Origin of the sequence: Rhizobacter sp. AJA081-3, assembly GCF_017795745.1 — a bacterium.
In the GTDB taxonomy this organism is placed as follows: Bacteria; Pseudomonadota; Gammaproteobacteria; order Burkholderiales; family Burkholderiaceae_C; genus Piscinibacter.
Map to the genome: position 1 here is coordinate 2,623,109 of NZ_CP059067.1, position 13,215 is coordinate 2,636,323.

The 13,215-nt window shown below is 70.3% G+C and carries 10 protein-coding genes; 9 read left to right on the forward strand and 1 reads right to left on the reverse strand.

Annotated elements, in window-relative coordinates; genetic code table 11:
- The first annotated feature begins 2 nt into the window (after positions 1–2).
- The 4 genes from HZ992_RS12470 to HZ992_RS12485 all read left to right on the forward strand — a co-directional run bounded on the left by HZ992_RS12470 (position 3) and on the right by HZ992_RS12485 (position 4,048).
- Positions 3–704, forward strand: a complete 702-nt coding sequence (locus HZ992_RS12470; RefSeq protein ID WP_209386940.1) for a hypothetical protein — start codon at positions 3–5, stop codon at positions 702–704.
- Positions 701–1,153, forward strand: a complete 453-nt coding sequence (gene mrtJ / locus HZ992_RS12475; protein WP_209386941.1) for a JDVT-CTERM system glutamic-type intramembrane protease MrtJ — start codon at positions 701–703, stop codon at positions 1,151–1,153. The genes HZ992_RS12470 and mrtJ overlap by 4 nt, the downstream gene beginning before the upstream one ends.
- 730 nt (positions 1,154–1,883) lie before the next feature.
- Positions 1,884–2,300, forward strand: a complete 417-nt coding sequence (locus tag HZ992_RS12480) for a hypothetical protein (RefSeq protein WP_209386942.1) — start codon at positions 1,884–1,886, stop codon at positions 2,298–2,300.
- 380 nt (positions 2,301–2,680) lie between these two features.
- On the forward strand, positions 2,681–4,048 hold the full coding sequence (locus HZ992_RS12485; protein ID WP_209386943.1) for a zinc metalloprotease: 1,368 nt from the start codon (positions 2,681–2,683) through the stop codon (positions 4,046–4,048).
- Between the two features lie 8 nt (positions 4,049–4,056).
- Here HZ992_RS12485 and HZ992_RS12490 read toward each other — a convergent pair whose 3' ends face one another.
- A complete protein-coding gene (locus HZ992_RS12490) occupies positions 4,057–5,004 on the reverse strand; it encodes a DUF535 family protein (RefSeq protein ID WP_209386944.1) in 948 nt (315 codons plus the stop codon).
- Positions 5,005–5,250: 246 nt separating this feature from the next.
- Here HZ992_RS12490 and HZ992_RS12495 point away from each other — a divergent pair, with 246 nt between their 5' ends.
- The 5 genes from HZ992_RS12495 (at position 5,251) to HZ992_RS12515 (ending at position 13,120) form a co-directional block, all read left to right on the forward strand.
- Positions 5,251–8,211 (forward strand): ATP-binding protein, encoded by a 2,961-nt coding sequence (locus HZ992_RS12495; RefSeq protein ID WP_209386945.1) that lies wholly within the window; start codon positions 5,251–5,253, stop codon positions 8,209–8,211.
- A 122-nt stretch (positions 8,212–8,333) separates the two neighbouring features.
- The gene (locus HZ992_RS12500) at positions 8,334–8,927 is read left to right on the forward strand and encodes an HD-GYP domain-containing protein (protein WP_209386946.1); all 594 of its coding nucleotides are present in this window, start codon (positions 8,334–8,336) and stop codon (positions 8,925–8,927) included.
- A gap of 204 nt (positions 8,928–9,131) precedes the next feature.
- On the forward strand, positions 9,132–12,062 hold the full coding sequence (locus tag HZ992_RS12505; protein ID WP_209386947.1) for an ATP-binding protein: 2,931 nt from the start codon (positions 9,132–9,134) through the stop codon (positions 12,060–12,062).
- A gap of 147 nt (positions 12,063–12,209) precedes the next feature.
- Positions 12,210–12,737 (forward strand): hypothetical protein, encoded by a 528-nt coding sequence (locus tag HZ992_RS12510; RefSeq protein WP_209386948.1) that lies wholly within the window; start codon positions 12,210–12,212, stop codon positions 12,735–12,737.
- 32 nt (positions 12,738–12,769) lie between these two features.
- Complete coding sequence (locus HZ992_RS12515; protein WP_209386949.1) at positions 12,770–13,120, forward strand: hypothetical protein; 351 nt, start codon at positions 12,770–12,772, stop codon at positions 13,118–13,120.
- The last annotated feature ends 95 nt before the right edge of the window (positions 13,121–13,215 follow it).

Below are 13,215 nucleotides of genomic sequence, written 5' to 3' on the forward strand. Positions count from 1 at the left end.
CCATGTGCACACGCACCCCTTCGTTGACCCTTCTGGCCGCACTCGGTGCGGCAGCATCCATCTCCGCGCACGCGGCACCGCCGGCAGACGGCTGGCACGCCTGCGGCGCGATCTACGCGAGCGTCGATCTACAAGCGGGCGACACCGTCCGCACACGCGTGTTCGACGCGTCGGGCGAACGCCCGGAGCTGAGCTCGCGGCTGCAGATCCACGAGCCGGCGCACGGCCAGCGTGGCCAGTGGCCGCAGTTGCTCGCCGCGCGCGTGAACGCGGAACGCCACGGCCTGCTCCGCCTCGCACCGGCACCCGCGGGCGACGATCGCCCGGCCGGATCGATGCAAGTCTCGGCGGCACCGAACAGCGGCCTGGTACGCGTCGAGATCGACGTGCAGAAGGCCGTGCCAGATCCGCTCGCCGACGTGCAGGTCAGCGGCGTGCGCAGCGATGCGCATCGGGGCGAGGTCGAGGTCGGGCTGACCGCGGTGGGCAACCTGAATGCCACGGTCAGCGTGTTCGATGCCCAGGGCCGCCTGCGCGGCCAGGCGAACGCAGCGCTCGACGCCGGCGGCCGCGTGCTGCGCGTGCCGCTGCAGGGCGGCTCGTCGGGGATGCACCAGGTGGTGGTCACCGCCACCGTGCGCGGCCACGAGGCTCTGATCCAGAAGACCCAGCCGATCTGGATCGCCGCCGCCGGCCGTCCGTGACCGAGGACCGCACGCCCGCCGCGGCACGGGCGCGGCCAGTGCGCGTTGTGCCGCTCGACGCGGCACTGCACGTGGTCGTGCTCGGCGCGGCCTTGGCGGTGCTCGGCAACACCATGCACACGTGGCTCGTCATCGTCTGCAGCCCGTGGCTCGAGGAGATCGTCTTCCGGCTCGGGCTGCAAGACGCGCTGCAGCGCTGCCTGCCGCGGCTGGGGGGAGCCGTGCCTGTGATCCTCACCGCCATCGCCTTCGGCGCGGCGCATGCCGTCCTGAACCCTGGGCCCTGGGCCTGGGCGACGGCGCTGCCGGCGCTGCCGATCGGCGCCGTCTATCGCCGACTGGGCCGCCTCGCGCCGTGTGCGCTGCTGCATGCCGCGTTCAACCTGATTTGGTTTGCCGGCGGCCCGAATCTCGCCTTTGCCAAATTGGTGGCTGAGAGCCCATCGTGATTCACCACCTGCGCCCACCTCCGTTCCCCACGCTGCTCGCTGCATCCGTCAGCGCCGCCCCTGTAGCCTGCGGAGGATCGAGCGGTAGCGCGGGTGAGCCCACCGCCCCGGCATCGGCACCAGCACCTCACACGGTTGGCGCATGCGATGCCCTCGGCCCCGTAGGAAAGTGGGAAGAGGCGACACCTGCGGCGATAACGCCGCTGGTCAATGCCAACGGCGCGTTCTATCGGCCCGCTGGCTTCGGCCTCGACCCGCAACACGCCGGCACTCTGTATCCGGGCACAGACAGCTTTAACGACGGCCACAGCAAAGGCCTGTGGAAGACAGCGGACTGTGGCTCAAGCTGGACGCACATCAACACGGGCAGAAGCGGCGATGCGATCGACGGCGGACGCAACTGGACATCTGCCATCGATCCCACGAACTCGCAGGTGATGTCCATCAACAGCGGCTACCACAAGCTGGGCCTGTTCAAGTCGACAAATGGCGGTGTTGATTGGGATGACATCACTCCCTCCAGCAGCCCGGGTTTCGTCAGCAGCGTGCACATTGACCCAAACGATTCCCAGCACCTGCTGATGGATTGGCACTCGAACTGCGGCGCGTTCTGGTCGGACGACAACGGCTGCTTCCACGAAGGCAAGGACGGCGGCAAGAACTGGACGGAGCGTGACAGTACGCCGCCGTGGCTCGGCCGAATGAAGGTGTGGATGCTGCGCGGAAACTCTTGGATCATCGCCAACAACGGCGTCGAGCTCACCAACACGGCGGACAAAGCTGGAAATCCATCACCAGCGACGCGGCGGGCGGGCGTTCGTCCGGCAACCCCTACCAGGCCAAGAACGGCTACTGGTACCTCGGGACCGCGAACGGCTTGTGGCGCGGCAAGGACGACGGCTTCAGGTGGGAACTGGTGCCGGACACCGGCACCTGGGGCCAGTACGTCCCGGGGAGGCACACCGACCGCTACCTCTCGACATCGAGCGGCTTCAGAAGCTCGCCCGCCAGCGACGGCCTGCATTGGATAGACATGCCCGGCTCGCACAAGAGCTTCACCGCATGCACCACCGACTATGACCGCGACCACCACCTCCTCTATGTCTCGTGCCTGGACCAGGGTCTCTGGCGGATGAGGACGCACTGATATCCATCCGCGAACTGCAAGCAATGAAACACAACCTAGTTGCGCTAGTCCCAATGAGTCCCGACGCCTTCGTTGGCCTGCTGCTGGCGGCGACGCTCGCCGCATGCGGCGGCTCGGGAAGCAGTGCTGACGCGCCGGTGTCGACCGCACCAGCACCAGCACCAGCACCAGCACCAGCACCAGCACCAGCACCAGCACCTGCACCTGCACCTGCACCTGCACCTGCACCTGTGCCTGCACCCTCGCCGTTGCCGAGCCCTGCCCCAGCACCCGCGCCCTCGTCCAATGCCGCCATCGCGGTCCGCAACCTCTGGTTCAGTCAGGGCGTCACCACCGAGCTCGTGCGAGCCGGCCAATGGGTGGCGGCCTCGGATCGCGCCGTGCCGCTGATCTCCCGCCGGTCGATGCTGGTGCAGGCCACGTTCGACATGAGCCGCACCTTCGTCCGGCGCACGCTGGAAGCGCGTCTGCTGCTGAGCCAGGGCACGGCCGCACCGCGGGTGTTCGCGACCTCACGCGCACCGACGACCGACGGACTCGAGCGCCTGGACGGCGCGATCTCGTTCATCGTCCCGGCCGAGGCCGTCACCGCCGACACCTCGTTCGCGCTGGAACTGCGCGAACCCGCGGCGGCGGCGGGCGCGGGCGCGCTCGTGCTGCGCTACCCCGAGGGCAGCGCGATGCGGGCGTTGCAGGCCTGGCCGGACCCGATGACGGTGCGCATCGTGATGGTCCCGGTGCGCACGGTGGACTGCAAGGACAAGTCGGTGCACGAGGCCCCGGTGTTCGACACGGATTTGCGCGACCGCATCACGAACAACGTGTACAACCTGCTACCGGTCAACGATCTCCAGATCGTCTTCTCGGACCACGTCATCGCCCCCGCCGGCTGCGACGACGGCGACGTGATGGCCAAGCTCGCCGAACTCGCGCGCAGCGAGCAGCGCGGCCCGGAATGGTTCTACCAGGGCCACCTGTCGCAGAACATCGGCGGCTACGGCCTAGTGCCGGCCAGCGCGGACGCCGGCGCGCGGCTGAACTGGCTCGGCTACTGGCCCGGCGGCGTGCCCGTAAACGTCGTGCACGAGCTCGGCCACAACCTGGGACGCGATCACACCTTCGACGACCAGGGCTACACGCCCATCGCCGCCAGCGACTACGGCGGCCGGCCGCAGTACGGCTTCGCGCTGCGCGGCGGGCCGCACCCGTGGTGGAGCGGCAACGACATCGGCCATAAGATCATCCCGCCGACGACCACGGCCTCGCCGTCCGACGCCTTCGATCCGAAGAACAAGAACCAGAGCCGTGTCGACAACGGTCCTGACAACAACTTCTTCGACGTAATGAGCTACACGCAGCTCTATTGGGTGAGCGCCTACACGTACAAGGCCTGGGCTGAGCGCATCCGGGACATCAACGCGCTCGTGGCCTCTGCCGGCCGCGCGTCGGCGCAGTCCGCCGCGCGCGTGGCACAGACCGCCGGCGCCTCGAACCGCCTCCTGGCCATCTACTTCAACCGCACCGGCACCGCCCTGTGGGTGGCCGAAGACGGCGCGCTGCCCGCCGCCGGACGCCGCGATGCCACGCTCGTGGTGGATGGGATCGAGCGGCCGGTGCAGGTGCACGTCACGCTCGACGGATCGGGAAAACCGGGCCTGATCCGCGTCGATCCCGGCGAACGCCTCGACTGGGTCGGCAAAACCGTCGAACTGCGGCTGGATGGGCGCAGCCTGTGGCATCGGCCGTGAAGCGCCGCTCAGCCACGCGCGCGCACCGGCGCCGGAACCTTGATCAGGGCGGCGGTGGCATCGCGTACCGCGTCGAACACGGCCAGTCGCAGTGCGCAGCGGCGGCGATGCTGGGCGCGGCGCCGCGACGCGACCTCGGCCTCGCTGCGCAGCTCTGGCGTGACGGGCAGGCGCCAGTAATGCGCGCTGTGCGGGCGCGCATGCGCCAGCTGCCACAGCAGGTCGTAGTCGAGCCCGACGCGCCGGCGGTTCGAGCGGTAGCTGCTGTAGACATGAGCGGCGCGCGCGACGACCAGCACGGTGCCGATGCCCCAGCCGCCGGCCAGGCCTTGCACCGCCGCGACCATGAGTGCGGTCGGCTGAAGTCGATGGCCGGCGTGCCCGAGTTCGCGAAGAGCAGTCAACGCGTTGCGGCCACCCTGGATCGCGCCGACCACGCAGGCCGGCCCGTCGTGGGGCACGGCGGCACCGGCGGCGATGGAGGCCTCGACGACGCTGAACGCGCAGCTGAGCACACGCTCGCCGCGCCAGAGCAGATCGATGGCGAGTTCGCCTTCGCGCCCTTGAGGCCCGGCGGCGCGGAGCACGAGCCGAGCCGCCTCGAGGCCGCCCCAGAGTTCGATCGCGTCACCTTCGTAGAGCGCCTCGCAAACCGACCGGCGCACCTGGGCCCACATCCACGCGTAGTGTTCGGCGACGGCGCGCATCCGGCCGCGTACCGACAGGCCGCGCCGCAGGTACGGGCGGATCACCCGGCTCGTGGACCAAGGGTCGCGCGCGGCGAGCCTGGGCGCGTACAGGTGCAGCACGGCATGGTTCGTGCGATGGAAATCCGCGAGCCACAGGCTGCGGACCATGAACTTGCATCGCCGCCGCCAAGTGCCGAACAGGCCGCCCGCGCCGTCGTCCAGTTCGTCGAACTGGCGCCAGCTCCACTCGAATGCGTTGCTAGTCAACTGGCTACACTCCGGTCGTCGCTTGGGGAGAGCATCGGTCGTGCAGCGTCTCAGTCCCGTGTCGAATCCGTCACAGACGGTTCAGCGCCGTCGGCTCGGCGGCCGGACGCGGTCGCGGCTTATCGCTACGCTCGTGACCGAAGCGTCGCCATCAACTGTATGAGTCGGGCCGGAACCCCTGCAGCCGCACGCGATGCCGCCGCGCACGCGAAGGGCGTTCGCCCGTTCCGCGTGCGGCTCATTGGCGTGCCCGACTTCGGCGTGGACACCGCGGCATTCACAGGTCAGCTGGCGCGCATGTACGGCTTCCTGGCCGTGCGGCAGGACTGGGTCAGCCGCGACGAACTCGCCGCTCTATTCTGGCCGGACAGCCCGGCGCCGGTGTCGCGCGGGAACGTGCGTAACCTGATCCACAAGCTGCTGCAGCTGCCGCGGTGCGAAGGCGTCGAGTCGCTCGGCCGGTCGATCCGCTGCACCGCATCGACCGACCTCGCCCACTTCCACGAGATGGTGCGCTGCCGCGATTGGCACCACGTCGTGCACCAGCCCGCGCTGGAACTGCTCGCGGGCCTCGAGGCCGGCGCCAGCGAACCCTTCCGGGCTTGGCTCGCGTTCGAGCGCAGCCGGCTGCTGCAGGCCTGGCGCGACGCCGTCCTGATGGCCTCGGAGACTGACGCGCTGGAGCCCGCGGAACGGCTGGCCCTCGTCGACGCGGCCCTGCTGCGCGAGCCGGCCAACGAGGACTTCGAGCATGCGGCCTTCAAGGCCCTCGCAGCGCTCGGCCGGTCGAGCGAGATTCCCGTGCGCTTCGCCGCGTTCGCGCAGCGTGCCTTCCAGGCCAGCGGCGTACCGCCGTCGTCGAAGCTGCGCGAGTTCGTCGCCGGCCTGAACGGCAGCCATGCCGATGCGGCGCAGGTCGACGCCGCGGACGGCCCGGCGATCGTCGGCCGGCGCCTCGAACTGATGGACCTGAACGGCCTGCTCGACGATGGCCAGGCCCGCCTCGTCACGCTGCTCGGCCCCGGCGGTGTGGGCAAGACCACGCTGGCCCGGCACTTGTTCAACGGCGAACTCGCCGCCGGTCGTGTCAGGGCGGTCTGGGTCGACCTGTTGCCCGCCGCCGCCGTGCCGGATGCGCTCACGATGATCGCGCAGGCCCTCGGACTGCGCATCCCGGGTGGCGCCGAGCCGCTCGCCGTGCTGTGCACCGCCTTGCGCGAGACGCCGCTGCGGCTCTACCTCGACAACGTCGAGCAGATCGGCGGGCTCGGCGATGTGCTGCAGACGCTGCTGGAGGGCTGTACTCGGCTGCGCATCGTCGCCACCTCGCGGCATGCGCTGGAAGTTGATGCCGAATGGCGCTTCCAGGTCGACGGCCTGCCGATCCCGGACGCGCAGGAGTCCGATGCCGGCGTGCTGACCGCCTGCGACAGCGTGCGGCTTTACCTGCACTGCTGTGCCGCCGGCCACGTACGCAACGGCCCGGGCACAGGCGTGCGCGTGGCCGCCAGCGTGGCACGCTTCGCGCAGGGGCATCCGCTGACGATCGCGCTGATGGCCAGTTGCGCGGCAGACCTGACCGAGCAGCAGGTCGAAGCCCTCGACCGCGAACGCTCGTTCGCCGCGCTGGGCGGCGGCGCCGACGCAGCGCAGGCGGCGCTGAACGCCAGCTTCGCCCGCTCGTGGACGCTGCTCAGCGATGCCGAGCGTGGCGCCCTGCCGCGGCTGACCTGCTTCCCGACATCGTTCGACGCCGCTGCGGCCTGGGGGGCGGCGGGCGTGCCGTTGATGCTGCTGCGAGCACTCGTGGACAAGTCGCTCGTGCAGCCCGAGCCGCACGCGCGCTTCTCGCTGCATTCCTCGGTCCGCTCGTTCGCGGCGCAGCACCTGGACGACCCGGCCGACGGCCGGCGCCGCCACGCCGCCTACTACGGGCGGATCTTCGCCACGCTGGACCACATCGACCTGGTTCTGCTGGCACGCGCCAACGACGGACTCGACCGTGAGTGGACCAACGCTCTGGCGGCCTGGGACTGGGCGTTCGCGAACCGCGACGCGGCGCTGGCGGGCCAGCTCCTGTACGGCCTGTTCGAGCTCGCCGAGGGCCAGGGCCGCGGCGACGTGATGCAGTCGCTCGGCAATGCAGTGCATCAGATCATCGAATCCTGGTGCAGCCTGCCGGCGAACTGCTCGGATCAGGTGCAGCGCATCCGGATGATCATGCAGGCCCGCACCGGGCCGGCCGAGATGCGGCGCGTGGCCATGGCTGCGCTCGAAGTCGCGACGAAAGCCCGCTCGATCACGGGCACGCTCGAAGCCCTGGGCTTCGCAGCGCTGGGTGCGATGCTGGAGGGTGACCGCGTTGCGGCCGGCCGGTACGTCGCGCTCGCGTTGCGGCGCACGCAGCGGCACCGGCGCGTGCCCGACCAGATCTACTTCCTCACCCTGCAGGTGACCCGCTCTGACTGGCAGCAGATCTCGGGTTCCGCCTGGTCGGTGTGCCGGATGGCACGCCGGCTGCTCGACGAGATCCAGCCGCGGCCCTTCCTCGAACTCATGCTGCTGGCGGCCGAGGCCGAGGTGCTGGCCCGGCTCGGCGACATGGACGCGGCGCGCCACACCTTGGTCGAACGCCTGCGACTGGCCAAACAATGGAAGACCCAGGGCGCGCTCGGCTCGATGCTGCTGCTGGCCGCTTCGGTCGAGCTCGAAACCGGCATGCTGCCCGACGCCGAGGCGCACCTGGGCCAGGCGGAGGACTGGCTGGCCAAGGGCTGGTCGGAGGGCGTGGCCCAGCGCCTCGAGCTGCTGCACGCCCAGCTCGCGATTCTGCGTGCCGACATGGCGCCGGCGACTGCCCGGCTGATAGCCCTGGTGGACGACGCGTCGATGAGCCAGGGCCCGAACGCCGCTTGGCTCGTGTTCCTGGGGGCGCTCTGGCATCGCGAACGCGGCCAGCTGTCGCGCGCGCTCGCGTTCGCCGGCGCCGCAGCGCGAGCCCCATCCGAGCCGGCCCTGGTGCGGCAAGCCGAGCGCATGGCACGGACGGTCGAGATCCAGTTCAGGACGCTGGCTCTGCCCAGCTCCGCGCAACCCGACGACGAGGACCGGCTCGCACTCATAGCGCAGCTCCGCCAGGACCTGGACGACAGCGCCCTGCCAGCGCCGTTCGGCGGGGCCGCGCAGACGCCGGTCGCCTCCGGTTAGCGGTTCCAAACGCGAGCCAAACGCAGGGATCGCTAGATTGGCGCCAACGCCTCAACGGTTGCATGGGCCAGCAGCGAAGCGCACGCGGCGCTTCGTTCGAACGGCCAAAACCCCGCTTGACCATGTCGGCTCTGATCTCTGCCGTGCTCGGGCTGACGCCGCAGCAACGCGAACTGCTGCGGCCCTGCCCGAACCTGACCAATGGCGCCTCACGCCATGCGCTGCGCGCCGCCTGGGTGGCGAGTCTGATCTGCATCGGGCTCGGCACATCCAGCACGGTGCGAGCTCGCACGGCGTTCGCGGCGCTCACGCACGACGTCGGCGAGTTCGCGACCAGGCTCGCGCTCCTTGGCTGGCAGAGCGCCTCGCTCGGCGCGGCCCTGCTGATGGAGATGCCGTTCCGGGACCCCACACAGCAGCTCGTCTCAGTGCAAGTCGCGCTCGGCCTGCACGAATGCTGGGACGGCACCGGCCGCCCGCTCGGCCTGCGGCGCCACCAGATCCCGTTGGCCGTGCGCATCGTCGCCGTGGCCGATGCCTACGACCACCTGGTCGCCGCCGAGGACGCGCTGTACGCGGAGGCTGTGCTGCGTGCGCTGGAATCGCTTCGCGGGCGCAGCGGCTCCGCGTTCGATCCCGACTGTGTCGAGGCCCTGGCAGGCGGCATCGGTCGCCTGCTGCGCGACGAAGCGGGCCTGTACCGAATGACCGGCTGACGGCCTGGCTCGGCACCGCGAGACTATGGGCTGATTGCCCAGACGGCGCTCGCGGGGCAGCAAAACACTTTTCAAACGATTCCCAAGGATCATCCGCAGCGGCGGCGGGATCGAATCCCGAGACTCCCTGACACGGATGACCTCAGAACAATGACAGACGCGGACGCGAACTCGAGCCGGATCAGGTTGATCGGGACACCCTGCTTGTTCGTCGGCACCGACGGCGTGCCGATCGTCGGCGACCGGATGGGTCAACTGCTCATGTTCCTGGCCTTCAGCGCCGACTGGGTTCCGCGCGAGCGGCTCGCTTCGCTGTTCTGGCCGGAGCGCCAGGCGCACGAGGCGCGCAGCAACGTGCGCAACCTCCTGTACCGGACGCTGCGCGAGCGCGCCTTCGCGCGGCTCGAGTTCGCCGGCGAGTGCGTGCGCTGGAGCATCCCGTCCGACATCGCGCACCTGGCCCGCTCCGAGGCTGCGGGGGACTGGAAGCAGGCCATTGACGTGGGCGACGGCGACCTGCTCGAAGGCGTCGAGGTTCGCGCCACGGCCGCCTACCTGGAGTGGCTGGTCTTCGAGCGCAGCCGGCATCGCGAGCGATGGTCGGCCGCGATCCGCGCGCGCATCGCCGAGGTCGGCATGGATGCCGACGAGGGCCTGCGCCTGGCGCAGCGCCTGCTCGAGCGCGAGCCCTACAACGAGGACGTCGTCACCCAGCTCGTCGATTCGCTTCTGAACCGCGGGCACATCCAGAAGGCGCGCCAGATCCACGAGGAATACATGCAGCGCCTGCGCACCGACCTCGACGTGGAGCCCTCCACGCGCCTGCAGCGCCTCGTCGACGAGTCCATGGCGCCGCCTCGGGGCGAGGCGTCGGCGAACACGCCGCCGGCACGGCCGCGCATCGCCGGGCGCGCGGCCACGCTGGCCGAGCCGCTCGTCGGGCGCCGGCTCGAAACCCGCGAGGTGCTCGCCTACCTCGGCTCCGACGACTGCCGGCTGCTGACGCTGACCGGCCCGGGCGGCGTGGGCAAGTCCAAGCTCGCGCGCCACGTTTTCGATGCTGTCGACGCGGCCCTCGGCGCGCGGCCACGTTACTGGGCCGACCTGTCCAGCGTGGCCTCGATCGACAACGCCGCTGCGGCGATCGCCGAGTCGGTGGGCGTCGACGTGGCCGGCAGCACGCCGCCGCTGGAGCGCGTCGCGCTGCGGCTGAGGAGCGACCCGGCCTTCCTCTTCCTCGACGGCGTGGAGCACCTCGCCGGGCTGGACGAAGTGATCGGCTGCCTGCTGATCCGCTGCCCGCGGCTGAAGATCATGCTCATCTCGCGGCACCGCATGGAAACCTGCGGCCAGGTCTACCCGGTGGGCGGGCTGCCGACGCCCGACGAGGACGAACTCGACGCGGATGCCATCCTCGCCAGCGACGCCGTCGCGCTGTTCTCGGCCTTCGCGATCCGCACGCGGCGCGACATCAACCTGCGCGCCGAAGCCCGGCAACTCGTGCGCCTGGTGCGGCTTGTCGAAGGTCACCCTCTGGCCTTGCAGATGCTCGCCGGCTGGGCGCACGTGCTGCCGATCGGCGCGATGTGCGATGCGGTGGAAAGCAACCTGCCCTCGCTGAGTGCCGGCCGCGCCGATCGCGGCCAGGGCCTGCAAGCTTCGTTCGAGCGCTCCTGGCGACTGCTAACCGACGGCGAGCGCCAGATCCTCGCACGCCTGTCCGTCTTCGAGGCGCCGTTCGACCCCTGCGCCGCCTCGGCCGTGGCCGACGCTCCGCTGGCTGTGCTGGGCGCGCTGGCCGACAAGTCGCTGCTCTACATGGACGAACATGGCCGGTTCGGCGTGCACGCCGCAATCCGCCTGTTCGCGATCGACAAGCTGCAGCAGCCGCAGAGCGTGCACGCCCGCTATGCGCGGTACTACGGCAACCTGTTCGCCACGTACAGTGACCACGACCGGCTGTGCGTGGAACGCCAGTGCAAGCAGCTGGACCGCGACTGGATCCACGGTATCGTGGCTTGGCAATGGGCCCTGCACATGGGCCTGATCGAGGTGGTCGAGAAGATCGTCGTGCCCTTGCGCAATCTGTCGTTCGACCTCGGTCGCCTGGGCGACTTCGCCGAGGTGCTGCAGCAAACTCGCACGGCCATCGCGTCGTCGCCAACCGCGCAGCCCCGCCTGCACACGAAGCTCGCCTACGTGTCGCAGCTCGAATGGCTGCGACACGGCGGTTCGTGGGAGGACTTCGAGCGACTGACCCACGACGGCTGGCGCGCCGGTGCTCGCGCGGGCTCGGTGCGCTGCCGCATCGCAATCCTCGTCAACTGGGGCCAGGCGCTGACCGCGGCCGGCCGCCTCGAGGAGGCGCTGCGCTACCTGGGCATGGCGACGCGGCGCGCGCAGCGCAATGCCGAGGCTCGGCTGGAGTCGATCGCGCTGTCGGTGTCGGCCGCCGCGCTGGGCAAGCTCGACCGACACGCCGACGCGCTGCGGCAGCTGGCGCAGGCCCGGCTGATCCTGCGCTCGAATCCCGAGGTCTGCCCGCGCACACAGATGATTGTGGATTTCGCCGAGGGCGAGATCCGTGAACGCATGTCCGACTGGGCGCGCGCCTACGAGCTGTTCGCCGCGGTGCGCGAGATGGCCGCGCGCTGGCGCCTGATGGGCGGGCGCAAGGACGTGCTAGTGCGCATGGCGAGCCTCGAGCTGCTCGGCGGTCGCGTCGACCCGGCCGCCGCATTGCTCGAGGAGGCCAAGGTCGCGATGCAGACCTGCGCGGACCAGTCCAACCGCGCGATGCTGCTGTGCCTGGAAGCGCAGATCCGCCTGCACCGGCACGACACGATCGGTGCGGCCCGGCAGATCCTCGACCTGCTGCGCATCCCCGCCCGGAAATGGTCGGAGCAAGTCGTCGTGGCCTTCTACGAACTCCTGCAGCACTGGCGAAGCGCCCTCGCGGACACCGACGGCATCGCCCTGACGGGCGCCGAGTCGCAGGCCCACGACACCACGCACGAAGCCTTGCCCGATCCGGGCCCGATCGAGCCGGCGCTGCTCGACCTGGCTATCGAGATCGAGGAGTTCGTCCGCCGCACGCCACGCGCCGCCGCGCCGGGGCTCACGGGCAGCGTCTGATCGACCCCGGCAAGGCGGTCCGCACCGCGCGGCCGCCACGGTGCTGCGACGCTGTTCAAACGTCGGCTGCCTACGATGCGGTGCAGCCCTCAACACGACGGCGTCGTTGGACCGCAGCACATGAACACGCGAACGCAATGCGGGCCGGTGCCGCGCAAGACCTGTGGACACCGCCGCCGCCGCGGCCTGCTGGCGCGCTGGACGCAGGCCATCCGCGCGCTGTTCCTGCCGGCCCGCGTGCGGCACCTCACCCGCTACGAATGGGACGTCATCAGCGTCGGCCTCACCCGGCTGCTGAACCATCACCCGCAATCGCGCGCGGTGTGGCGCCACCTCGCCTGGCTCGAGCGCACCTTGCCGCGCGGCGTGCGCCGCCTGGCGTTCGAGGACCCTCGCCGGCTCGCGCGCGCCGCCCGCGAGCTCGACCTCGTGCTGACCCCGCGCACGATTCTCGCGCCGTGGATGCTGTCCGACGTCATTGACGCCATCCTCGACTGGCAGCACCGCCACGGCATGCACAGGCGAGCGGCGACGCCCGCCCGCCCCGCCGCGAACCGCGCACGCGGCGCCTCGCCGCGGTCCGACGGTGATGCGATCGAGGTGCGTGAGGTGCCGTTCGCACAGTACGAGCAGGCCGAGCTCGAGCGACGCGCCGCGGTCGCTTCGCGTCGCTGAGCCGCACTAGAGCTGGAACAGGAGGCTAGAGCATGTGGATCGAATCGAGCTGGTATGCGGCAGCGGCGTTTGGCATCGGCGTTTTGGCGTCCCACCTGCTGACAAACCGGCGCTGCCGCGCGCGTTCGGCGGCAGAGATCGAACGGCACCTGCGCGCCCGCATCGAAGCCGAATCGCGCGCACAGCAGGCGCACCGCGACCTGGCGATGGCGCGATTGCAGGTCGAGACTCTGCGGCAACGGCAATCGCTTGTTTCGAAGCCGCTGCATGTGCCCTGCGTGCCGCTGCCGCCGACGCCGCGCCCTGCCTTCGCGACGGACCCGGCACCGCGTGCGGAGCCCTCACCCGCGTTCGCCGACACGCAGCCATCCGACTGGATATGACGGCGGCCGCCACGTCTTTCAAACGCCGATGCACGGATGCTTGACGCCACGACGCCGAATGGAGAAACGCATGGAACCGAGTCCTGGATCCGGTG

Excerpts from the sequence above, each read along its gene's own strand:
- HZ992_RS12500 (WP_209386946.1), top strand. The coding sequence starts at position 8,334 with ATGTCGGCTCTGATCTCTGCCGTGCTCGGGCTGACGCCGCAGCAACGC.
- HZ992_RS12470 (WP_209386940.1), top strand. The coding sequence starts at position 3 with ATGTGCACACGCACCCCTTCGTTGACCCTTCTGGCCGCACTCGGTGCG.
- HZ992_RS12515 (WP_209386949.1), top strand. The coding sequence starts at position 12,770 with ATGTGGATCGAATCGAGCTGGTATGCGGCAGCGGCGTTTGGCATCGGC.